Annotated in this window: 25 protein-coding genes; 20 read left to right on the top strand and 5 right to left on the bottom strand. The window is 35.5% G+C overall.

Annotated elements, in window-relative coordinates; translation table 11 throughout:
- Positions 1-23: 23 nt before the first annotated feature.
- The 15 genes from sucD to ABGT15_RS03640 all read left to right on the top strand — a co-directional run bounded on the left by sucD (position 24) and on the right by ABGT15_RS03640 (position 14,519).
- Complete coding sequence (gene sucD, locus ABGT15_RS03710) at positions 24-896, top strand: succinate--CoA ligase subunit alpha (RefSeq protein ID WP_367230071.1); 873 nt, start codon at positions 24-26, stop codon at positions 894-896.
- Positions 897-1,000: 104 nt separating this feature from the next.
- A complete protein-coding gene (gene fabG, locus ABGT15_RS03705; RefSeq protein ID WP_367230070.1) occupies positions 1,001-1,747 on the top strand; it encodes a 3-oxoacyl-[acyl-carrier-protein] reductase in 747 nt (248 codons plus the stop codon).
- 67 nt (positions 1,748-1,814) lie between these two features.
- Positions 1,815-3,842: a hypothetical protein gene (locus tag ABGT15_RS03700; protein WP_367230069.1), complete on the top strand. Its 2,028-nt coding sequence runs from the start codon at positions 1,815-1,817 to the stop codon at positions 3,840-3,842.
- 98 nt (positions 3,843-3,940) lie between these two features.
- On the top strand, positions 3,941-4,615 hold the full coding sequence (locus tag ABGT15_RS03695; protein WP_367230068.1) for a response regulator transcription factor: 675 nt from the start codon (positions 3,941-3,943) through the stop codon (positions 4,613-4,615).
- Positions 4,615-5,994 (top strand): sensor histidine kinase, encoded by a 1,380-nt coding sequence (locus tag ABGT15_RS03690; RefSeq protein WP_367230067.1) that lies wholly within the window; start codon positions 4,615-4,617, stop codon positions 5,992-5,994. Before ABGT15_RS03695 ends, ABGT15_RS03690 begins: the two co-directional genes overlap by 1 nt.
- Before the next feature lie 10 nt (positions 5,995-6,004).
- Positions 6,005-6,532, top strand: a complete 528-nt coding sequence (locus tag ABGT15_RS03685) for a hypothetical protein (RefSeq protein ID WP_367230066.1) — start codon at positions 6,005-6,007, stop codon at positions 6,530-6,532.
- A gap of 229 nt (positions 6,533-6,761) precedes the next feature.
- Positions 6,762-7,619: an ATP phosphoribosyltransferase gene (gene hisG, locus ABGT15_RS03680; RefSeq protein ID WP_367230065.1), complete on the top strand. Its 858-nt coding sequence runs from the start codon at positions 6,762-6,764 to the stop codon at positions 7,617-7,619.
- A gap of 17 nt (positions 7,620-7,636) precedes the next feature.
- Positions 7,637-8,929 carry a histidinol dehydrogenase gene (gene hisD / locus ABGT15_RS03675; protein WP_367230460.1) on the top strand — a complete coding sequence of 431 codons (1,293 nt, stop codon included), beginning with the start codon at positions 7,637-7,639 and terminating at the stop codon, positions 8,927-8,929.
- Positions 8,919-9,956, top strand: a complete 1,038-nt coding sequence (gene hisC / locus ABGT15_RS03670; protein WP_367230064.1) for a histidinol-phosphate transaminase — start codon at positions 8,919-8,921, stop codon at positions 9,954-9,956. The genes hisD and hisC overlap by 11 nt, the downstream gene beginning before the upstream one ends.
- Entirely contained in the window at positions 9,953-11,092 is a 1,140-nt protein-coding gene (hisB, locus tag ABGT15_RS03665) for a bifunctional histidinol-phosphatase/imidazoleglycerol-phosphate dehydratase HisB (RefSeq protein WP_367230063.1), read from the top strand. Before hisC ends, hisB begins: the two co-directional genes overlap by 4 nt.
- Positions 11,092-11,673, top strand: a complete 582-nt coding sequence (gene hisH, locus ABGT15_RS03660; RefSeq protein ID WP_367230062.1) for an imidazole glycerol phosphate synthase subunit HisH — start codon at positions 11,092-11,094, stop codon at positions 11,671-11,673. The genes hisB and hisH overlap by 1 nt, the downstream gene beginning before the upstream one ends.
- A 33-nt stretch (positions 11,674-11,706) precedes the next feature.
- On the top strand, positions 11,707-12,435 hold the full coding sequence (gene hisA / locus ABGT15_RS03655; protein WP_367230061.1) for a 1-(5-phosphoribosyl)-5-[(5-phosphoribosylamino)methylideneamino]imidazole-4-carboxamide isomerase: 729 nt from the start codon (positions 11,707-11,709) through the stop codon (positions 12,433-12,435).
- Position 12,436: 1 nt separating this feature from the next.
- Entirely contained in the window at positions 12,437-13,192 is a 756-nt protein-coding gene (gene hisF, locus ABGT15_RS03650) for an imidazole glycerol phosphate synthase subunit HisF (RefSeq protein WP_367230060.1), read from the top strand.
- A gap of 16 nt (positions 13,193-13,208) precedes the next feature.
- Positions 13,209-13,802 carry a bifunctional phosphoribosyl-AMP cyclohydrolase/phosphoribosyl-ATP diphosphatase HisIE gene (gene hisIE, locus ABGT15_RS03645; RefSeq protein WP_367230059.1) on the top strand — a complete coding sequence of 198 codons (594 nt, stop codon included), beginning with the start codon at positions 13,209-13,211 and terminating at the stop codon, positions 13,800-13,802.
- Positions 13,803-13,853: 51 nt separating this feature from the next.
- Positions 13,854-14,519 (top strand): DUF2461 domain-containing protein, encoded by a 666-nt coding sequence (locus tag ABGT15_RS03640; RefSeq protein WP_367230058.1) that lies wholly within the window; start codon positions 13,854-13,856, stop codon positions 14,517-14,519.
- Between the two features lie 61 nt (positions 14,520-14,580).
- Here ABGT15_RS03640 and ABGT15_RS03635 read toward each other — a convergent pair whose 3' ends face one another.
- The gene (locus ABGT15_RS03635) at positions 14,581-14,976 is read right to left on the bottom strand and encodes a glyoxalase (RefSeq protein ID WP_367230057.1); all 396 of its coding nucleotides are present in this window, start codon (positions 14,974-14,976) and stop codon (positions 14,581-14,583) included.
- Between the two features lie 96 nt (positions 14,977-15,072).
- On the opposite strand from ABGT15_RS03635, the gene ABGT15_RS03630 reads away from it, so the two are divergent.
- Positions 15,073-15,489, top strand: a complete 417-nt coding sequence (locus ABGT15_RS03630) for an NUDIX domain-containing protein (RefSeq protein WP_367230056.1) — start codon at positions 15,073-15,075, stop codon at positions 15,487-15,489.
- Positions 15,486-15,854 (top strand): acyl-CoA thioesterase, encoded by a 369-nt coding sequence (locus ABGT15_RS03625; protein WP_367230055.1) that lies wholly within the window; start codon positions 15,486-15,488, stop codon positions 15,852-15,854. The genes ABGT15_RS03630 and ABGT15_RS03625 overlap by 4 nt, the downstream gene beginning before the upstream one ends.
- Before the next feature lie 42 nt (positions 15,855-15,896).
- Here the strand turns inward: ABGT15_RS03625 and ABGT15_RS03620 are convergent, their stop codons facing one another.
- The 3 genes from ABGT15_RS03620 to ABGT15_RS03610 form a co-directional block, all read right to left on the bottom strand.
- Positions 15,897-17,135 carry a mechanosensitive ion channel family protein gene (locus ABGT15_RS03620; protein ID WP_367230054.1) on the bottom strand — a complete coding sequence of 413 codons (1,239 nt, stop codon included), beginning with the start codon at positions 17,133-17,135 and terminating at the stop codon, positions 15,897-15,899.
- 27 nt (positions 17,136-17,162) lie between these two features.
- Positions 17,163-17,438: a DUF3817 domain-containing protein gene (locus ABGT15_RS03615; protein WP_367230053.1), complete on the bottom strand. Its 276-nt coding sequence runs from the start codon at positions 17,436-17,438 to the stop codon at positions 17,163-17,165.
- Between the two features lie 171 nt (positions 17,439-17,609).
- Positions 17,610-17,978: a hypothetical protein gene (locus ABGT15_RS03610; RefSeq protein WP_367230052.1), complete on the bottom strand. Its 369-nt coding sequence runs from the start codon at positions 17,976-17,978 to the stop codon at positions 17,610-17,612.
- Between the two features lie 200 nt (positions 17,979-18,178).
- Between ABGT15_RS03610 and ABGT15_RS03605 the strand changes: the two genes are divergently transcribed.
- The 3 genes from ABGT15_RS03605 to ABGT15_RS03595 all read left to right on the top strand — a co-directional run bounded on the left by ABGT15_RS03605 (position 18,179) and on the right by ABGT15_RS03595 (position 21,678).
- On the top strand, positions 18,179-19,042 hold the full coding sequence (locus ABGT15_RS03605; protein ID WP_367230051.1) for an EamA/RhaT family transporter: 864 nt from the start codon (positions 18,179-18,181) through the stop codon (positions 19,040-19,042).
- Between the two features lie 110 nt (positions 19,043-19,152).
- Positions 19,153-21,072, top strand: a complete 1,920-nt coding sequence (locus ABGT15_RS03600; RefSeq protein ID WP_367230050.1) for a DUF294 nucleotidyltransferase-like domain-containing protein — start codon at positions 19,153-19,155, stop codon at positions 21,070-21,072.
- A gap of 3 nt (positions 21,073-21,075) precedes the next feature.
- Positions 21,076-21,678: an exonuclease domain-containing protein gene (locus ABGT15_RS03595; RefSeq protein ID WP_367230049.1), complete on the top strand. Its 603-nt coding sequence runs from the start codon at positions 21,076-21,078 to the stop codon at positions 21,676-21,678.
- 32 nt (positions 21,679-21,710) lie between these two features.
- Here the strand turns inward: ABGT15_RS03595 and acs are convergent, their stop codons facing one another.
- Complete coding sequence (gene acs / locus ABGT15_RS03590; protein ID WP_367230048.1) at positions 21,711-23,618, bottom strand: acetate--CoA ligase; 1,908 nt, start codon at positions 23,616-23,618, stop codon at positions 21,711-21,713.
- Positions 23,619-23,636: the final 18 nt, after the last annotated feature.

Below are 23,636 nucleotides of genomic sequence, written 5' to 3'. Positions count from 1 at the left end.
AAAACAACATAAAAAACGATATCATGAGTGTTTTAGTAAATAAAAATTCTAAAATAATTGTTCAGGGATTTACAGGAAGTGAAGGAACTTTCCATGCTTCCCAAATGATTGAATACGGAACAAACGTAGTAGGTGGTGTAACTCCGGGTAAGGGAGGAACTTCTCACTTAGACCGCCCTGTTTTTAACACGGTAAAAGATGCTGTGGATCAGGCTGGTGCTGATACTTCAATCATTTTCGTTCCGCCTGCATTTGCTGCTGACGCTATTATGGAAGCTGCTGATGCCGGAATCAAAGTAATCATTTGTATTACTGAAGGAATTCCTGTTGCAGACATGATTAAAGCATACGATTACATTAAAGCAAAAGACTGTCGTTTGGTTGGACCTAACTGTCCTGGAGTTATCACTCCTGAAGAGGCTAAAGTAGGTATTATGCCAGGTTTTGTTTTCAAAAAAGGTAAAATCGGTATTGTTTCTAAATCAGGAACTTTAACTTACGAAGCGGCTGATCAAGTAGTTCGCCAAGGTTTCGGTATCACAACTGCTATCGGAATCGGTGGAGATCCAATCATCGGAACCACAACAAAAGAAGCTGTTGAGTTATTAATGAACGATCCTGAAACAGAATTAATCATCATGATTGGTGAAATCGGTGGTCAATTAGAGGCTGATGCTGCTAAATGGGTAAAAGCTGATGGTAACAGAAAACCGGTTGTTGGTTTCATCGCCGGAGAAACTGCTCCAAAAGGACGTACAATGGGTCACGCTGGTGCAATCGTTGGTGGTGCTGATGATACAGCGGAAGCTAAAAAACGTATCATGAGAGAAAACGGAATCCACGTTGTTGATTCTCCTGCCGAAATCGGTAAAAAAGTAAAAGAAGTATTGGGATAACCAATTGATATAAGAATTAAGCCCTGCATTTTGTAGGGCTTTTTTTGTTGGACTAAATTCAAAAATCTATATTTGTAACTCTTTAAAAACAAACTAAACGATATATGAAACTATTAGAAGGAAAAACCGCGATCATTACCGGAGCCAGCAGAGGAATCGGAAGAGGAATTGCAGAAGTATTCGCTAAAAACGGGGCAAATGTTGCTTTCACATACAGTTCATCAGCAGCAGCTGCACAAGAATTAGAAAACGAATTAACAGCTTTGGGTATTAAAGCTAAAGGATACCAATCCAATGCTGCCGATTTTAACGAAGCTCAGAAATTAGTGGACGATGTGATTGCCGAATTCGGAAACGTTGATATCCTGATTAATAACGCGGGTATCACTAAAGACAATCTGTTAATGCGAATTTCAGAAGAGGATTTTGATACTGTAATTGATGTAAACCTGAAATCCGTTTTCAATATGACAAAAGCTGTTCAGAGAATCATGTTGAAAAACCGTGCGGGTTCTATCATTAATATGAGTTCTGTAGTTGGTGTTAAAGGAAATGCCGGACAAACAAACTATGCTGCATCTAAAGCAGGTGTGATAGGTTTCTCTAAATCTGTAGCCTTAGAATTAGGTTCAAGAAATATCCGTTGTAATGTAATTGCTCCTGGATTCATCGAAACAGAAATGACGGCAAAACTAAATGAAGATGTTGTTAACGGATGGAGAGACAGTATTCCGTTAAAACGTGGTGGTACTCCTGAAGATGTAGCTAATGCTTGTGTTTTCTTATCCTGCGACTTATCTTCTTATGTTACAGGTCAGGTACTTAACGTAGACGGTGGAATGCTAACATAGTAAACAGTTCCAGTGGTCAGTTAACAGTAACTGAATACTGAACACTTTTAACTGAACACTTATAATTATGACAACAAGCACAATTTTACTTTTACTGCTATCAGTACTGATTGCTGCTGGTTTGTCATTTTACCAATATTTATACAAAGCCAAAAGCGACTCTAAAGTGAATCGCCTTTTGGCTTTTTTACGTTTTCTTTCCCTTTTTGCCATTTTTGTTTTACTGATTAATCCGATTATATCAAGAAAAACATATGAAGTAACCAAAACACCTTTACCGATTGTAGTCGACAATTCTCAATCTGTGAAAGAATTAGGACAGGAAAATATTGCCAAAGAACTTTCGTCCAAATTATCAGCAAATGGCGCATTGAAAGACAAATATGATGTCCAGCTCTATCGTTTTGACGGTGATTTTCAGCCCGGAAGTGAATTGGATTTCAAAGGAAAACAAACGCATATTGATCAGGTTGCCAAGAATTTAAAGCAGTTTTACCGCAATCAGAATTATCCGGTTGTTTTAGTAACAGACGGTAATCAGACTGTTGGAAATGATTATGCTTACAGTTTTCAGCAAAACACTACAGTATATCCGATTGTATTAGGCGATACAACAGCATTCCTGGATTTGAAAATCAATCAGTTAAATGCTAATAAATACGCTTTTCTGAAGAATAAATTTCCGGTAGAAGTGTTTCTGCAATACAGCGGGAAAAAACCAATTAATGCCACATTCAGTATTCAACAGGGAAATGCTACGATTCACAAACAGAATGTTTCTTTTTCGTCTTCGAATAAAGCTCAGGTAATATCCGTTTTACTAAATGCAGAAAAAGTGGGTGTGCAAACATTTAAAGCAGTCATCTCATCTTCTGAAAACGAGAAGAATAAATACAATAACGTAAAGAATTTTGCTGTTGAGATAATTGATCAACGTTCCGAAATAGCAATAATATCTTCTGTAAATCACCCTGATTTAGGCGCTCTAAAACGTGCTATCGAATCCAATCAACAACGCAAAGTAACCATTATTAAACCAAACGAAATCAAATCGTTACAAGATTACAACGTCTTGGTTTTATATCAGCCTGATGCACAATTCAGAACGGTTTTGGAGCAGAACAAAAAATTACAGCTTAACAGTTTCGTAATTACAGGAATGAATACCGATTTCAATTTACTGAACCAATATCAGAATAATGTTGTTTTTAAAATTGGAGGCTTAAAAGAAGATTATACTGCCGAATTCAATTCACAGTTCAATTCTTTTGCTTTGGATGATATTGGTTTTGAACAATTTCCACCATTGGAACACCCTTTCGGAACGATAACTTTGAAAGAAAATCCGAATGTGCTGTTAAAATCAAAAGTCCGAAATATCACAACTGGAAGCCCATTGCTTACCTTTTCAGAGAACGGATTAAGGCGAAATGCTTTCCTGTTTGGAGAAAACATCTGGAAATGGCGAATGGAAACGCATCTTAAAACCAAATCCTTTGAGCAGTTTGATATTTTTACTGATAAAATCATTCAGTACCTTGCCTCTAATGCTGCTAAAAAATCTTTGGTCGTAAATCATGAAAGTTTCTATAACTCTGGAGAAACTATTCAAATTTCGGCACAATATTTCAATAAAAATTACGAGTTTGATGAAAATGCGAGGCTGACCATTCAACTCAAAAATAATCAAACCAAAACTGTAAAATCATATGATTTTCTAAAAGGAAGCAATGAGTACAAAGTAAATCTTGATGGTTTAGAGCAAGGAAATTATAGTTTTACGGTAAAAGAAAATAATTCTAAATCACAATACTCCGGAAATTTCCAAGTACTTGATTTTGAAATCGAAAAACAATTCATCAATCCTGACTCAGAACGATTAAACCAGCTGGCAGCCAATACCAACGGAAAAGTCTACTTTCCAGATCAGATTGATGTTTTAATTGATTTTCTTTCCAAAAGCGATACTTACAAACCAACCGAAAAAGCAGTAATCAAACAAATTCCTTTGATTGACTGGATTTGGTTATTACTACTTCTTGCTGTTTCCTTAGGTACGGAATGGTTTATCAGAAAATACAATGGTTTATTATAATTTTCAAAAACTGAGCCATTTGCCCTTCTTAATCTTCACTTAAGATTGCTTTATCAGTTTCGTTTAATTCATTATATTGTATAATATTACTGAAGTATATGCACATTTTAATTATTGAAGACGAAAAAGGTATTTCCGATTTTCTCAAGCAAGGTCTGGAAGAAGAGAATTACAAGGTAACTGTTGCTGGCAATGGAGAAGATGGCCTTAAAATTTTTACCGGAACCAAACCAGATTTAGTTCTTTTAGATTGGCTCATGCCTAAAATGTCTGGGCTGGAAGTGTGCAAAAAAATCAGAGAAAAAAATCTGAAAGTACCTATATTGTTTCTTACCGCCAAAGACACCGTTCAGGAAACCATTGAAGGTCTTAAGGCTGGCGCAAATGATTATATCAAGAAACCGTTCAGTTTTGAAGAATTACTGGAACGAATCAAAGTACATTTCAGAAATTCAGAAAATCAAGAAATTTTAAAATTCGGTGTCGTTGAACTGGATCCATTAAAATATAAAGTTTTTGTTCGTAAAAACGAGATTTCGCTAACCCAAAGGGAATTTGAGCTATTGAAATATCTTATGGAACACAAAGGCAGGGTTTGCACCCGAAATATGATTATTTCCGATGTTTGGGATATTCGATTTGAATACGATACAGGCGTTATCGATGTATTTATCAATGCTATCCGAAAAAAAATGAATTTAAGCAAAGAAGAAGATATTATTAAAACCATTAGAGGTGTAGGCTATATGGTTGATGAATCAGAAGTCAAATAATGCAGTTATCCTTCAGAAACAGAATCGCTTTACATTATATAATTTCCACAGCATTACTTGTGTTTGTGGTCTTTTTAGGCATTTATACTGCTGTATGTTATATCGTTTTTAAAGATGTTACAAACGACATAGAAAAAGAAATCAGGCTGCATCAGTCAGAAATGAAATTTGTCGGAAAATCAATTGTCTGGATTAACAAAGAAGAATGGGAAGAAAAAGAGCATAATGAAGTTAATGTAAATCCTGTTTTTGTTGAGATTAAAGATCTTGAGGGGCGCACAATCGAAAAATCGCCAAATCTTAAAAAGGACGAACTTGATTTTCAAAAAGATCTGAATACAAAAAGTTATAAGGACGCAAGGCTTAATAATCAGGAAATCAAATTGTCCCAAACGCCTATTTATAACAAAACTGATAAAGTAGGTTATTTACTGATTGCAATGTCAACTGAACATCCGATAGCCCTTTTAAAAAGCTTGAAGACGATTTTATTCATACTTTATCCGATTGTATTGGTTTTGTTGTTTTTAATTGCCCGATTAATTGCCGGAAGAAGCATTAAACCTGTAAATGGCATTATTGAAACATCGGGACTTATTACGAAAGACAACCTTCGATATCGGATCACCTTACCTAAAAACCGTGATGAAATTTATACATTATCTGTTACCATCAATAGTTTGTTAGATCGTATAGAAAATGCTGTAGAAAGAGAAAAACAATTTACTTCTGACGCTTCTCATGAACTCAGAACACCGCTATCCATAATCAAAGGAACACTTGAAGTTTTAATTCGTAAACCTCGTGAAATACAAGAATATGAAGAAAAAATAAACTATTGTATTCTAGAAGTTGACCGCTTAAATAATCTGGTTGACGAACTACTTTTATTGGCCCGAATTGAAAACCAAAAAGACAACCCGAAAATTATAATGGTTTCAATAAACGCACTAATTTTTGATACATTAACCCGATATTCAGAAAAAATAAACACGAGGCAAATCAATCTAACCACAGATTTTAAAGAAGATATCTATCTAGAAACTGATCCTGATAAACTCAGTATTATCATCTCTAACCTTATTTCCAATGCTTTAAAATATTGTGATGAAAAAGGCAATGTTCATCTTAAAATAAGTAAACTTGCAGAACGAATTGAATTCAGTATATCCAATACCGGAACCGGAATTCCGAAGGATGAAATTGACAAAGTTTTCAATCCCTTTTTTCGCTCACATTCCACAAATGCTTCAGTAATAAAAGGGGTAGGATTAGGGTTATCCATCGTAAAAAAACTCTGTGATCTGTTAAATATAACTATTCAAATACAAAGTTCTGAAAATGAACAAACAACCGTAAAATTATTCTTCAACACCTAAAAAAGTACTTATGAACGATGCACATTTACACATGGTTTTCAACCATTTTCCGATTATCGGCACCATTTTCGGTTTCGGAATTTTACTTGCCGGAATTTTACTTAAAAACAAATCCATTCAACACACGGCTTTCGTTTTATTGATAATCTCAGCAATTTTCGGATTATTAACTATGAGAACTGGTGAAGGCGCAGAAGAAATCGCTGAAGAATTAGGTATTTCCCACGATTTAATTCATGAGCACGAAGAAATCGCTGAAAAATTTGCTATTTTATTGTATTTAACCGGAGCTGTTAGCTTATTATCTTTAATCACATCCATTAAAAATCACGCTAAGGCAAAAGTATTTGCTTTTGTGACTTTATTTTTATCGCTTGGTGGGGCAATTCTTTCAAAATCTGTAGGGACTTCTGGCGGAGAACTTCGCCATACAGAAATTCGTGATGGTTTTTCAGCCTCTGAAGAAAATCACGAATCAACTGAAAATAAAGGTATTGAAGATCATTCCGAAGAGAACCATTCAAACCATTCACATTAAATTTTAAAAAAAATGTTGCAAGTTTGATTTTTTTAAACATAACTTTGCAGCAACAAAAGACAAATCATGTTTTTAAATCAATTACATCATCATCATTATTTCTCCGCTCAAGCGAAGTGATAATGGTATGTGTATAAATCATATATTTTTAAAACCCGTTTGAGTACATCAAACGGGTTTTTTCTTTCCATCCATTCGGTGTACTCAGGCATAATTTTCAACCAACACAATGAGTACATTAAAAATTGCAATTCAAAAATCAGGACGTTTAAGCGACGAAAGCCTGAAAATGCTAAAAGATTGTGGCATTTCCATCAACAATGGGAACGATCAGTTAAAAGCGCCTGCAACGAATTTTCCATTGGAAGTATTGTTCCTGAGAAATTCAGATATCCCTCAATATTTGCAAGATGGAGTAGTGGATGTTGCAATTGTAGGCAGTAATCTTCTTGAAGAAAAAGGCGAAACAATTTCCATTATTGAGAAACTTGGCTTTTCAAAATGCAGGGTTTCTGTAGCAGTCCCCAAAAACTTCCAATTTAAAACCATTTCCGATTTAAACGGATTGCGAATTGCCACTTCCTATCCTAATACGGTTCTGAAATACTTCAATTCGCAAAACATCGATGTTGAATTACACGAAATTTCCGGTTCGGTAGAAATCGCCCCAAATATTGGTCTGGCCGATGCTATTGTAGACATTGTTTCAAGCGGCAGTACGTTGTTTAATAACAATTTGAAAGAGGTAGCCGTAATTCTAAAAAGTGAAGCAGTGTTAGCGGTTTCTCCGAAAATTTGTGCTGAAAAAGATGCTTTACTGCAAAGACTTCGCTTCAGAATTCAATCGGTTTTAAAATCTCAAAAGTCACGATATATCCTGATGAATGTACCGAATATCAAAATTGATGCTATCAGTAAAATTCTCCCGGTTTTAAAAAGTCCGACAATTGTTCCACTCACTCAGGAAGGCTGGAGCAGTATTCAATCGGTTATTGATGAGGAAAAATTTTGGGACGTAATAGATCAATTAAAAGAAGCTGGAGCTGAAGACATTTTGGTATGTCCAATTGAGAAGATGGTAGTATAAAAACAAAGCGTAAAATGATGAAAAAAATAGATAATCCGATAGAAAAAGATTGGTCGTTACTTTTAAAGCGACCGGTTTCAAAAGCTGCAAACATTGAAGAAACGATAAAAGGGATTTTCAGAGAAGTTGAAACAAAAGGAGATAATGCAATAAAAAAATATACTGCTTTTTTTGATGGTGTAACTTTAAACGAGCTCAAGGTTTCAAAAGAAGAAATTGATTTGGCCGAGCAAGCCGTTTCAAAGGAATTGAAAAAAGCGATGCTGCAAGCTAAGACAAATATTGAAAAATTTCACGCCGTACAAAAAACAGCAAAAATTGAACTGGAAACTACTGATGGCGTTATTTGTTGGCAGGAAAAGAAACCAATTCAAAAAGTAGGTTTGTACATTCCAGGCGGAACAGCTCCTTTATTTTCAACCGTATTGATGTTGGGAATTCCGGCTCAATTGGCTGGGTGTAAGCAAATTATTTTATGCACACCTCCTGATAAATCGGGTAAAATTAATGCCGCAATTTTATATGCCGCAAGGCTTTGTGGTATCTCAGAAATATTCAAAGTTGGTGGAATTCCAGCCATTGCAGGTATGACATTTGGCACCGAAACATTACCCAAAGTATATAAAATTTTCGGCCCTGGAAATCAGTACGTGACTGCTTCAAAACAATTTGCAACGCAATTCGGTGTCGCAATTGACATGCCGGCCGGGCCATCAGAATTACTGGTGTTTTCAGACGATAGCGGAAACCCGGAGTTCATTGCTGCCGATTTGTTAAGCCAAGCAGAACATGGCTCAGACAGTCAAGTTATTCTGGTTTCAACATCCAAAAAGATAATTGCTGCGGTCGAAAAACAGCTAGTTAAACAATTGCAGGAGTTACCAAGAAAAGAAATCGCTCAAAAAGCCATTGAAAATTCAAAACTTATTTATATAGAGGATGACGAATCAGCATTGCGATTAATTAACGAGTATGCACCGGAACACTTTATAATATGCAGTGAAAAAGAAAAATATTTTGTTAACGGAATTCAAAATGCAGGCTCGGTTTTTATAGGAAATTTTACTCCGGAAAGTGCAGGAGATTATGCTTCAGGTACGAATCACACTTTGCCGACCAATGGGTTTGCTAAAAATTACAGCGGTGTAAATCTGGACAGTTTTATGAAATCGATGACCTTTCAGAAAATTTCACAAAAAGGAATTCAGAATATTGGAAATACTATAGCGCTAATGGCTGATGCTGAAGGGTTACAGGCTCACAAAAATGCAGTAACAATTCGTTTAAAAACACTAGATAATGGAAATTAATAAATTAATCCGAAAGAATATTGCGAAAATGAAACCTTATTCTTCTGCAAGAGACGAATTCAAAGCAAATGGAAAAACTATGCTGTTTCTGGATGCCAATGAAAGTCCTTTTGAAAATGGTGTAAATCGCTACCCTGATCCGCAGCAAAAAGCAGTAAAAAGGGTTGTATCTCAACTAAAAAACATTTCTGAAAATCAAATTTTATTAGGGAATGGAAGTGATGAAGTGTTGGATTTGCTTTTCAGGGCTTTTTGTGAACCGAATCAGGATAATATCATTACGCTACCGCCAACATATGGCATGTACAGTGTTTTAGCAAATTTAAATGCTGTTGACAACCGTGAAGTATTTTTATCTGAAGAATTCACCCCCATAACAGATTCAATTTTAGAAGCAATCGACAATAAAACCAAGATAATTTTCCTTTGTTCACCCAATAATCCGACTGGTAATTCCTTCCCTGAAGAAAGTGTTGTCAAAATATTGGAAAATTTCAAAGGAATAGTTGTTTTGGATGAAGCCTATATCGATTTTTCAGACAAAGAAAGCTGGTTGAACAAAATCAACGATTATCCAAATCTGGTTATCGTACAAACGTTTTCAAAAGCATACGGAATGGCGGGAATTCGAATGGGTATTTTGTATGCTTCGAAAATGATTATTGCTATTTTGAATAAAATAAAGCCCCCATACAACCTGAATATTTTATCTCAGGAAAAAGTGTTGAGCATTTTATCGTTGTCAGAATCAATTAAAAGTAAAACTGGCTGTTTAATTAGCGAAAAAGACATGTTATTTAAACAATTACTTCAAATAAAATTTGTACAAAAAACTTATCCATCAGATGCTAATTTCATACTTGTAAAAGTTGATAATGCTAATTTACGCTACCAACAATTACTTGAGAAGGGCGTAGTAATCCGAAACCGTACTAATGAGCCTCTTTGTGAAAATTGCTTACGAATTACCATCGGAACCAGTCAGGAAAACATAAAACTTATTGACGCACTAAAATCATTGCAATGAAAAAGAAAGTATTATTTATAGACCGAGACGGAACCTTGGTGTTAGAACCAAATGATTATCAGTTAGACAATTTTGAAAAATTAGTCTTTTATCCACTTGCATTACAATATCTGTCCAAAATTGTAAAAGAACTTGATTATGAAATTGTTATGATTACCAATCAGGATGGCCTTGGTACTGTTTCTTTTCCAGAGGAAACGTTCTGGCCGGTACAAAATCTTATTCTCAAAACTTTTGAAGGCGAAGGTGTTGCCTTTGATAACATATTCATAGACAGAAGTTTTCCGGAAGAAAATGCACCAACCCGAAAACCAAAAACCGGAATGTTGACCAGCTATCTGAACAATTCTGATTATGATTTGGAAAATTCATTTGTAATCGGAGACAGAATCACCGATGTCGCTCTGGCAAGAAACTTAGGTTCCAAAGCCATTTTCATCAACAATGAAGAAAAATTAGGCGAAAATGAGGTCGATTATTCATTTAATGATTTAAAAATATCGATTTCATTAACCACAACATGCTGGAAATCAATATATGAATTCTTAAAATTGAAAGAACGTTCGGCTACTGTAAATCGTAAAACCAATGAAACAGACATAAAAATTACTGTAAATCTGGATGGAAGCGGTAAAAGCAACATTAATACGGGTCTGGCCTTCTTCGATCACATGCTGGAACAAATTGCACGTCACGGTCAAATCGATTTGGACATTCAGGTAAAAGGTGATTTACAAGTAGATGAACACCACACCATTGAAGACACGGCAATCGCTCTTGGAGAAGCTTTTGCAATCGCTTTAGGTGATAAATTAGGAATGGAACGCTACGGTTTCTGTTTGCCAATGGACGATTGTCTGACGCAAGTTGCCATCGATTTCGGTGGCAGAAACTGGCTGGTTTGGGAAGTCGATTTTAAACGCGAAATGATAGGACAAATGCCTACAGAAATGTTTTTCCACTTTTTCAAATCCTTTACAGACGGGGCTAAAGCCAATCTTAATATCAAAGCAGAGGGGACCAACGAACACCACAAAATTGAAGCGATCTTCAAAGCTTTTGCAAAAGCGATAAAAATGGCTGTAAAACGCGATGCAGAAAAAATGATTTTACCAACAACAAAAGGACTTTTATAATGAAAATTGTAATTATTGATTATGGTGCCGGAAACATTCAAAGTGTTTTATTTAGTTTGGAACGTCTTGGTTATAAAGGCATTGTAAGCAATTGTTCTGATGAAATCATATCGGCTGACAAAATCATTTTTCCAGGAGTAGGTGAGGCGGGAAGCGCTATGAAGCAATTAAAATTATCTGGTTTGGATGGTTTGATACCAACTTTAAAACAACCTGTTTTGGGAATTTGTTTGGGTATGCAATTGATGTGCCGGTATTCTGAAGAAAGTAATACCGAATGCTTAGGGATTTTTGACACAAATATTATACGGTTTACCAACAACGTAAAAGTACCGCAAGTGGGCTGGAATACCATTTATAATCTGAAATCCGAGTTGTTCAAAGGTATTACTGAAGAAACTTATATGTATCTGGTTCACAGTTATTTTGCTCCAAAAAGCAAACAAAGCATTGCGAAAGCCTTTTATGATGTGGTATATGATGTGGCCTTACAAAAAGAGAATTTTTATGGGGTTCAGTTTCACCCCGAAAAGAGTGGGAGTCATGGAGAACAAATCTTGAGGAACTTTTTAGAACTGTAAAGGAATTTTAAATCTCAAAAAAATAATTAAACAATGAGAATTATACCGGCAATAGATATTATCAACGGAAAATGTGTCCGCTTAACAAAAGGCGATTACAATACAACCAAAATTTACAATGAAAACCCTCTGGAAGTAGCGAAAGCGTTCGAAAACAGCGGAATCCAATATTTACATTTAGTCGATTTAGACGGTGCAAAGTCCGGTCAGCTTGTAAATTATAAAATTCTGGAGCAGTTAGCTTCTAAAACAAGCCTTTCAATTGATTTTGGAGGTGGAATTCAATCCAATGAAGATTTGAGGATTGCTTTTGAATGTGGCGCGAATCAAATTACCGGAGGAAGCATTGCTGTAAAAAAACCGGAAACTTTCAAGCAATGGATTACAGATTTCGGAGCCTCTAAAATCATTTTAGGTGCTGATACGCAAAACAACAAAATAGCAGTTTCCGGTTGGACGGAAGAAAGTTCAGAAGACGTCATTCCATTTGTAAAAAAACACCAAGATAATGGAATTCAATATGTTATATGTACAGACATCACTAAAGACGGAATGCTGCAAGGACCAAGTTTTGACCTGTATCACAAAATTCTGCAAGCTGCTTCAAATGTAAAACTCATTGCTTCAGGAGGTATTTCCGCAATTGATGAGCTTCCGAAATTAGCCGCGTTGGGCTGCGAAGGTACAATCATCGGTAAAGCTATTTATGAAAATCGGATTTCATTAAAAGAACTTGAACAATTCATCATTCAAACGATTTAAAATGTTAGCAAAAAGAATCATTCCGTGTTTAGACATTAAAGACGGAAGAACCGTTAAAGGTGTGAATTTCATCCACTTAAAAGATGCCGGAAACCCGGTTGAATTAGCTGAAAAATATGCTGAAAGCGGCGCAGATGAATTGGTGTTTCTCGACATTTCCGCAACTGAGGAACGCAGAAAAACACTAATTCCTTTAGTTAGGAAAGTGGCGAAATCCATCAACATTCCATTTACTGTCGGTGGTGGAATTTCGTCGGTGGAGGATGTAAAACTGTTGCTTCAAAACGGCGCAGATAAAATTGCTGTAAATTCTTCGGCTATCAGTAATCCGCAATTAATCAATGAATTAGCTGACAATTTTGGAAACCAATGCATTGTAGTAGCCATTGATGCTAAGCAAATTAACGGCAACTGGAAAGTGCATAGCGTTGGGGGAAAAGTTGCTACGGAACTTAATTTATTCGATTGGGCAAAAGAGGTCGAACAAAGAGGTGCGGGAGAAATTTTGTTTACTTCAATGGATCATGACGGTACCAAAAATGGCTTTGCCGATATAGCATTGCGTACCTTATCAGAAACGGTGAGTATCCCGGTAATTGCCTCAGGAGGAGCTGGAAGTATTGCCGATTTTGTTTCTGTATTTACCAACGGAAAAGCCGATGCCGCATTGGCTGCCAGTGTGTTTCACTTTAAGAAAATTGAAATTCCGGCACTAAAAAAAGAACTAAAAAATCAGAAAATAGAAATCCGATTATAATATCAAAAAGGAACAAATGACAATAGATTTTACAAAAAATAACGGATTGGTTCCGACGATAATTCAGGACTCGATAACAAAAACGGTCCTGATGCTCGGTTATATGAATCAGGAAGCATTGGAAATTACTTTACAAACCAAAAAAGTAACATTTTACAGTCGCAGCAAAAAACGTTTGTGGACAAAAGGAGAGGAGAGTGGCAATTTTCTGAATCTCATCGATTGCAAAATGGACTGCGATAACGATACGCTTTTAATACAGGTGAAACCGGAAGGACCAACGTGTCACAAAGGTACTGCTACGTGTTGGGGAGACGATACTATTTCAAGTTTCGGCTTTCTTTCAGAACTGGAAAAAACCATAAAAGAAAGAAGATTATATCCTTCCGAAAACAGCTATATAACTTCTTTATTCGAAAAAGGAATCAATAAAATGGCACAGAAAGTAGGAGAGGAAGCGGTCGAATTAGTAATTGAAGCCAAAGACAATAATGACGATTTGTTTTTAAACGAAGCTGCCGATTTACTGTTTCACTACCTAATTTTATTGCAAGCGAAAGGTTTTAATTTGAATGCTGTTGAAGAAATCTTAAAATCCAGAAACAAATAATCAAATCTGTTAAATCCGAAAAATAAAAATTTGTATTTTTAAAAGAAAAATATGATTTCAAAAGCGACATTGGATTTTCTGAACCAATTAAAGAATAACAACAACCGCGAATGGTTTTCCGATAATAAAAAAGAGTTCCAAAAACTTGAAAAAGACTTCAAAGTGTTTGCTCAGGAAATAGTAACCGATTTAGGAAAAACCGACAGTATTGATAAAATCCAGATGTTCCGAATTTACCGTGATGTTCGTTTCTCGAAAGATAAATCGCCGTATAAAACTAATTTTGGTGTGGCTTTAGGCCGAACGAAACCTTTATTAAGAGGTGGTTATTATCTGCATATTGAACCGGGCGGAAGCTTTGTAGGAGGCGGTTTTTGGGAACCCAATGCTGAAGACTTAAACCGAATCCGTAAAGAATTTGAAATGGATGCTACCGAAATTAGAGCAATTATTTCTGATGAAAATTTTATCAGGACTTTTGGAAAATTAGAAGGTGATGAATTGAAAACGGCTCCAAAAGGTTTTGATAAAGAACATCTGGACATCGATTTAATCCGTAAAAAACAATACTTAATATCCAGGAGGTTCACCGATAAAGAAGTGATGGACAAAAATTTCAAAACGGAAGTCGTGAATACATTTCTGGCCATGCGTCCTTTTTTCGATTACATGAGCGAAGTACTGGGAACCAATTTAAACGGAGAAAGTATTTATTAATAAAAAAGCTGCCCGTTACGGCAGCTTTTTTGGTTAGTGGTATTATTGTTTTTGGTTGTGGTTACTCGTCAGTCAGAATCTGAACCTGATTTTTTAGGCGTTCAATCAGCATGTTCATCATCCTTTTGTTGATGTTTGAGGAATTTTTGATGTAGTCTTTGTATTCTTCCACCGTAAAAAGTCCGATAATAATTCCTTTCAATGAATTTCTGAATTTGATATCGCGCTGAATCACATTTTCAATGTAAGTCATTTTTTTATCCGGTGATAACGAGAAGAATACATTTTTCTGCTTGATGGCATAATTCAAGAAAACTTCAATAAAAAGTTCGTTCTGTAAAACCAGTATAGGTCGTAAAGTCCTGTTCTGAAATACTTCTTCAGAGGTAGACTGAGCCGAAATCGTTCCAAGAGGTTCGCCTCTCAAATCAATAAGAAAAGTGTCGCGATTTTCCATGGTTTCTATCCTTTGAATTAAAATTACGAAAACTGAAATGCTGATAATCGACAGATTTAAAAAGTTATTAGTAGTTTAGTGTTGAAAACTTTTACCATGAGAACATCTAAAATATTTGTTACGGTTGATGCCGTTATCCTTAGAAAATCAACCGATTATGAATTACTTCTGATTAAACGCAAAAACGAACCTTTTAAGGATTGCTGGGCTTTACCCGGCGGTTTTGTAGACGAAAATGAAGATTTAAAAACAGCAGCCATCCGAGAGCTGGAAGAAGAAACCCAAATAAAAGTTACTGATTTAGAACAGGTTGGTGCTTTTGGAAAGCCCTTTCGTGATCCTCGAAGTCATGTCGTTTCTGTTGCTTATTTCGGAATTGTTCCTGAAAATACTGTTGCCATTGCTGCTGATGATGCTAAAGAAACAGGCTGGTTTTCTGTAAAAGATTTACCAAATCTTGCTTTTGACCATATAGATATTGTAACTTTGTCCTTACATAAATTCAAATTATGAACTACCAAACCAGAAAATGGGTTCGTCCCGAGGATTTAAACGCAAACGGAACCTTATTCGGAGGAAAATTATTATCATGGATTGATGACGAAGCGGCTTTATATTCTATCATCATTCTGAAAAACAATAGAATAGTTACCAAATTCATGTCGGAAATCAATTTTATGAGTTCGGCACGACAAGGCGATATTATTGAAATCGGTTTGGATATTGTTCGTTTCGGAAAAACTTCCATAACCATGCGTTGTGAGGTGCGCAATGTAATGACCAAAGCCGTAATCATTACGGTTGATGCCATTACAATGGTAAATCTTGACAGTTTCGGACAACCGGCAATTCACGGAAAAACAAGCCCGGAAGAATAAAAAAAAGGGAATTGGTTTTTTCAGACTAATTCCCTTTTTTGTTTAATATTCAATTTTTATAGCTCCTGTTTCGTTGATTTCCATATCGAAATAATGTACGGAAGCTAAAATATGGTCAAAAATATCAGCCATTATGTGCTCGTATTCCACTAATCGTTTATCGTTTACGAAAGCATAAATCTCCAGTGGCATACCATTTTGTGTAGGTTGCAACTGACGACACATGAACAGCATGTCTTTATTTATGCCCGGATGATTGGCAATGTACTGATCGATATACTTTCTGAAAATACCGAAATTAGTAAGATTACGCCCGTTAATCAGAACCGATTTATCGATACCGTGAGCGTCATTGAATTTCTGGATATCCTTCTGACGGTGATTCAGATAAGGTGCAATCAACTGAATTCTTTTAAGGTTTTCAATTTCATCATCCGTTAAAAAACGAATACTGCTCGATTTTAAAAGGATGGAACGTTTTAAGCGTCTTCCATCGGAATCTAACATTCCGCGCCAGTTTTTAAACGAATCGGAAATCAGAAAATAGGTTGGAATCGTAGTAATGGTATTGTCAAAATTCTGCACTTTTACCGTGGCCAGGTTGATTTCAATTACATCACCATCGGCACCGTATTTTTCCATGGTAATCCAGTCACCAATGCGAACCATATCGTTTACAGTCACCTGAATACTGGCTACAAAACCTAAAATGGTATCACGGAAAATCAATAAGATTAAAGCGGAAACAGCTCCTAAAGTAGTAACAAGCGTTTTTAATTCAATATCAAACAAGGTCAATATGAAATATGTGATTCCATAAACCCACAAACAGATCATGATAACCTGAATGTAGCTGTCAATAGGCTTGTCTTTGTATTTTTCTTTGCCTTTTAAGTAATCTTTTAAAGCATTGAAAATACTTCGGATTATCCAAAGCGATAAGATAATAATGTAGAATTTGACGCCTTTTGTAAAAATGCCTTCCCAATACACAAAATCCTTCATAATAATAGGAACGGTTTTGTGAATGAAAAACAATGTAAATAAGTGCGCTACATATTTGGCCGTTTTGTTAGCCACCAAAAAATCATCAAACGTAGATTTTGTGCGGGTAGCCACAATAGCCATTAGTATGATAAGTACCTTTTTAAAGATATAATCGATAACATAAGCTGTGATTATCAGAATGATAATGTTAATCGCTAAATTGGAATAATCAGCCCAAAGTTCACTGAATCCCAATTCTTTAAATATTTTATACGCCCAGTTAAAGATTTTCATATTGCCAATGACGTTTTATACTCTAATTTACAATATTTTTTTCTCTACGTAAAAAGTTCCGAATGGTAACACAGAAGCTACACAAACAATACCGTATTTTTTCCAAGGCCAGTTTTCTTCCATTTTAAACATCGTAGCCAAAACGATATAAGCAATAAACAATAAACCATGTGCCATACCGACAGGGAAGAGTAGGGTTTTATACAGTTCTAGATTAGTGGGTTTAAGAAACAACATGTTTCCGAATAAAACCAATAACGAAATTCCTTCAAGGAGTGCAATAATTTTAAATAAACGACTCATAAATAAAGTATTGAAAATAAGATGATTAACAATTTAATTTTGACGAAAAATCAAAATCAAATCAAAAGTAAGCCAGAAAATCTTAGAATTATCAGGATTTAACTAAAACTTATAAAAAAACTACGCCAAAAGCGTAGTTTAATATTATGTAAAATAGAAATGTATTTTTACTTAAAATGCCATGAACGCTTTGTTGTATTCTTTTAAATCTGAAATGTTATTCTTATTTTTCAAATCAGTAAATAAATTCAAAAGATAATCTAAGCTTTCCATATTGTTTTCAGTTGAAGAAGAAATATCATTATTTTCTTCGAAACCTTCAATTGGTTCGTCATCCGGAATCGCAATTAAAAACGCGCCGTTTTCTTCGATATGCTCATAAGCCAAACGTATAGCTTTTACTAAAACCGGATTTTGTTCTTCAAGAGCATATTCTCTTAATTTTTTTAAATCCGTCACTAAAGGTTTGGCATCAAATCCGTTCTTAAACAAATCTAACTGGATTTTATTGATCAGTTTTTGAGCAGTAGGGTTTTCCACGATATTATATACTTGATTAGTTATTTATTTCAGGTTCGCAAATTTATTAATTAAATAAAAGTTATCATAACATTTTAAAGATGTTTTTTAAGTATTTTTGAAATGACACATTTTGAACTATAATATACATTATGTAAAATAGAATATTTATTTGCTTGAATCATAAGATTCTGCTTTCTTTGTAGTAAATCTCTGTTTTAATGATTTATATCCTATTGAGCATCCTCTGTAGTGTTGCCGTTGCAGTACTTCTTAAATATGCCAAACGCTTCCCTGTTGCGGTGGAACAGATTGTAAATACAAATTATGCAATAGCAATATTGCTTTGTTTTTTTATTTTCAAACCAGATTTTCAAATTTTACAAAATTCGGCACCATGGAAAATTTATTTTCCTTTATGGATTTTATTGCCTTCCATATTTCTTTTTTTGGCAGCTTCCATTAAAAGCATCGGAATTGCTAAAACCGATATTGCACAACGATTGTCTTTATTTATTCCGATTTTGGCTTCTTTTTTTATTTTTCATGAAACTATCGGTTTTTTAAAACTAACCGGATTGGCTGTCGGATTCCTTGCCATTTTTTTTACTTTACATAGAAACAATTCAAAAAACGAAAAGAATTTCAACTTAACATATCCGTTAATGGTATTTCTGGGATTTGGAATAATTGATGTTTTATTCAAGCAAATTGCTGCCACAAAGGAAATCCCGTTTACAACATCACTTTTCATAATTTTCTCTGGCGCCTTTGTAATTGCTACACTAATCAGTCTATTTTACATAATTAAGGGATATTCAAGATTTCAACTCAAAAATATCTATTGGGGAATTTTACTTGGTCTTCTCAATTTCGGAAATATTTTCTTCTATTTAAAAGCACATCAGTCTTTTGCGGAAAACCCATCAACGGTATTTGCAGCCATGAATTTTGGTGTAATTGCTTTTGGAAGTTTTATTGGTGTTGTAGCTTTTGAAGAAAAATTAAGTAAAATAAATTATGCCGGTATAGCGTTAGCATTAACAGCAGTGATCATAATTACATTTTCACAGCTTTATGTCTAAATATTATCCACTTCCCTCCTTTTGATTTTTATAAGAATTTAGTACTTTTAAAAAATAATGGTTTTGAAAGTACATATCTCAAAATCAAGAACTAAATAACTGAAAACGTTATGAAAAACCCAATTGCAGAACGTATTGCCGACTTTTTAAAGCATTATCCGCCATTTTCCAGCTTAAATTATGTGGAATTGGTTGCTATTGCAGAACACATTAAAGTCGTATACCTTGAAAAAAACCAGATTTTATTCAAAATTGGTGATCCGACCCACGATTCTTTTTATGTTGTGGCTTCCGGAGCAATTGGTTTGTCGGTTATTTCAGATGCTGAAGAAACATTAATTGATAAATGCGATGAAGGCGATATTTTAGGATTGCGCCCATTCTTTGCTAAAAACAATTATCTGATGACAGCAAAATCGCGTGAAGATTCTATTGTTTACGCTATTCCTATTGAAACTTTCCGTCCCTATGTTGCCGGTAATACGCACGTTTTAAGCTTTTTATTAGAAAGTTTTGCTTCAAATACAAGAAATCCTTACGATAAAGATAATCGCGGTAAACTAATCTCTGAAAATGCAATTTTCAACGAACAAAGTGCCACGGATATTCAGTATTTTCAACCGATTAAATATACCAAAAATCCAATAACGGCAAGCACTCACGATGTAGTTCGACATATTGCCCAAACGATGTCCAGCAGGCAGATTGGAAGTGTAATCATTCAGGAAAATCAAATGCCGATTGGTATTGTTACGGATTTTGAATTGACTTCTAAAATTGCTACCGGTCAGTTTCCAATAGATACTACAGTCGATAAAATCATGACTACTCCGGTAGTGACTGTTCCCGAAAACATTTCCATAGCCGAAGCTCAAATGATGATGCTGAAGCACAATGTCGGTTATTTATGTGTAACCCGTGACGGAACTGAAAAAGGTGTAATTTCCGGTATTATTTCCGAACATGATGTGGTTGCTGCTCAAGCCAATAACCCAGGAGTTTTGCTGAAGCAAGCCAAACGGGCTAATCGCTCAAAAGAGTTGAAAATCGTTCGTGATAAATTAACGGATTTGATTCAGAATTCGATTGATAAAAACATTCCAATTGCCCACATAACAAGTGTTTCAAGCGAAATTAACAATGCCATCACCAGAAGATCCATCGAATTGGGTATCGAAAAAATCGGAACGCCACCAGTTAGATTTGCTTGGTTCAGTATAGGCAGTCAAGGCCGTAGAGAACAGCTATTAATGACTGATATCAACAACTCCTTAATTTTTGAAGATGTGCCTTCCGAGCATTATGACGAAGTAAAAAACTACTTTCTGCGATTATCGGAACGCGTATTGGAAACTTTTGAAAAGATTGGTTTTGAAAGAAGTCTCCAAGGTTTAAATTCAAACAACGAACTTTGGTGTAAATCACTGACTGACTGGATAAAACAATACAACACTTGGATTAATACTCCAGGTGAAAAAGGAATTCATTTAAGTACTATTTTCTTTGATTACGATTTCGTTTACGGCGATCCTTTTATCGAAAAAGCACTAACCGATGACATCTATGCCAAAGCTAATAACAACCAGTTATTCTATGCCTTTTTAGGAACGGATGCCATTAAAAAACCAGCTCCATTAGGTTTTTTTAGACAGTTTTTATTAGAGCAGGACGAAGAACATAAAGATACATTCGATATTAAAAGCCGTGCCATTACACCTTTAGTAGATGCGGCTCGTGTTTTTGCTATTAGTAAAGACATCAGAGGCATTACTAATACCTATCAGCGTTACAAAAAATTGGCAGATTTAGAACCACAAAATGCTGATTTGTATTTAGAATGTGCCGAAGCGTTTCACACTTTACATTGGTTTAGAACGGAAGAAGGATTAAAAACGGATTCCGGCGGACAATACATTAATTTAGAAGAACTTACAAAGGTTGATAAAGTAAAGATTAAAAACTGTTTTCAGCCGATAAACGATATTCAGGATTTGATTAAAAACCGATTCCAATTAACTTATTTCACATAATTTATGCTAGACTGGCTAACAGGGAAAGGTGATCCCGATTTCTGGAAAAAGTATTCCGAAAGTTTTGATAAAGCTGATGCTAATGCCCCGGTTCGCTATATTGTATTCGATTGTGAAAAAACAGGGCAAGACTGGAAAGAAGATCAAATACTTTCCATTGGGTGTATTGGTGTGCAAAACGATGCAATTGCTATTGGTGATTTTTTCGAAGTATCTATTACAAATCAACAGGAAACAGCTCAAAATGAAGCAGTTGAGAAATTATTTAAAGTAAATACAGAATCCATTGCAGAACCGGAGGCAATGGTTCAGTTTATCAATTTCATTAAAAATGCCACACTCGTTGGACACAGTACCAACCTTGATATTGAAATGATAAACCAGGCTCTTAAAAAGATGAATCTTGGAAAACTAAAAAATGAAGTCATTGATATTAATGTAATGCATCAACGACTTAAAAATCTTTCGGAAGACCAACATCATACCTTAGACCAGCTTTGTGACATTTATAAAGTTAAGAAGAACAGCCGCAGCACAGCTTCCGGTGATGCTTACACATCAGCTTTAGTGTTTTTAAAACTGCGTCGAAAACTGAAAATGAAGTAATAAAAAAAGCCCTGAAATTCAGGGCTTTTCTTTTATACTCTACTCTCTTTTATTTCATCAACAATTTCAGGGTTTAACAGTGTGGTGGTATCACCAAAATTTGAAAAATCACCTTCTGCTATCTTTCGTAAAATTCTACGCATAATTTTTCCGGAACGGGTTTTCGGTAATCCGCTAACAAACTGAATCTTATCCAATTTGGCGATCGGTCCGATATGACTGGAAATATGCTCATTGATTTCTCTAGACAAATTATCCCTGTCACGATATTCTCCGGTTTCTTTCAGGATAATGAATCCGTAAAGTGCATTTCCTTTAATATCATGAGGGAAACCAACAATAGCTGATTCTGCTACCGCCGGATGTTCGTTAATTGCATCTTCAATCGGTGCAGTTCCTAAATTATGGCCGGAAACAATTACTACATCGTCTACCCTTCCGGTGATTCTGTAATACCCTACTTCATCACGTAAAGCGCCATCTCCAGTGAAATATTTGCCCGGGAAAGCTGAAAAATACGTTTCCTTATAACGTTCGTGATCGCCCCAAATCGTTCTCGCCATCGAAGGCCACGGAAATTTAATACACAAACTTCCCACTACTTGGTTTCCTTCAATCTCATTGCGTTTTTCATCCATTAAAACCGGTTGAATTCCTGGCAATGGCAAGGTCGCATACGTTGGTTTGGTCGGTGTAACGAAAGGAACCGGCGAAATCATAATACTTCCGGTTTCGGTTTGCCACCAGGTATCAACAATCGGACATTTTTTCTTTCCTACGTGATCGTTGTACCAGTGCCAAGCTTCTTCGTTGATAGGCTCCCCTACTGATCCGATAACTTTCAGCGTAGACAAATCGTATTTATCAACCCATTCATCATTTTCTTTGGCTAAAGAACGAATAGCTGTAGGAGCCGTGTAGAATTGCGTAACTCTATGTTTGTCAATAACTTCCCAAAAACGACCGAAATCCGGATATGATGGTACACCTTCAAAAATTACTGTAGTAGCTCCGTTTAGAAGTGGCCCGTACAAAATATAGGAATGTCCGGTAATCCAACCAATATCAGCAGTACACCAGAAAATATCGTTTTCTTCGTAATTGAAAATGTTTTTAAAGGAATAAGCCGTTTGCACCATATAACCCGCCGTGGTATGTAACATCCCTTTAGGTTTTCCAGTTGATCCTGAAGTATATAGAATGAATAACGGATCTTCAGCATCCATGATTTCGGCCACATTGTTAGGAATTGCCGCGTCTAAAAGTGGTTGTAACCATTGATCGCGTCCTTCCTTCATATTAACCTGTGTATCAGTTCTTTTTGCTACCAATACTTTAGTTACAGACGAGCATTTTTCAATGGCTTCATCAATAATTCCTTTTAAATCAATGGATTTATTTCCACGGTACGCACCATCTGAAGTAATCACCATTTTACACTCACAATCAATAATTCTCGAAGCTACTGCCGATGCAGAAAATCCTGCGAAAACAACCGAGTGAATCGCACCAATTCTAGCACAAGCCAGCACAGAAATCGCTAATTCCGGAATCATTGGAAGATAAATACAAACCCTGTCGCCTTTTTTAATCCCCTGATCACGAAGCACATTGGCCATTTTTGCTACACGGTCGTAAAGTTCGTTATAAGAAATATGCTGTGCCGCTTCATCCGGATTATTGGGTTCGAAAATGATTGCGGTTTTATCACCACGTTTCGCCAAATGTCTGTCGATACAGTTTTTGACGATATTTACTTTGGCATCGGTAAACCATTTTACGTTGGCTTCACCCATGTCAAAATCGACTACTTTGTCCCAAGCCTGATACCAAACGAAGTTTTCTTCTGCAATTTTTCCCCAGAATTTACGAGGCTCACGGATTGATTTATTGTAATGCTTAAAATATTGTTCGAGGTTATTAATTTTATAATAGCTCATAATCTAAATGTATTATTT

Origin of the sequence: Flavobacterium enshiense, assembly GCF_040750275.1 — a bacterium.
Lineage (GTDB): Bacteria > Bacteroidota > Bacteroidia > Flavobacteriales > Flavobacteriaceae > Flavobacterium > Flavobacterium enshiense_B.
Note: the sequence above shows the minus strand (reverse complement) of the source record. Positions and strands in the feature narration are given on the sequence as shown.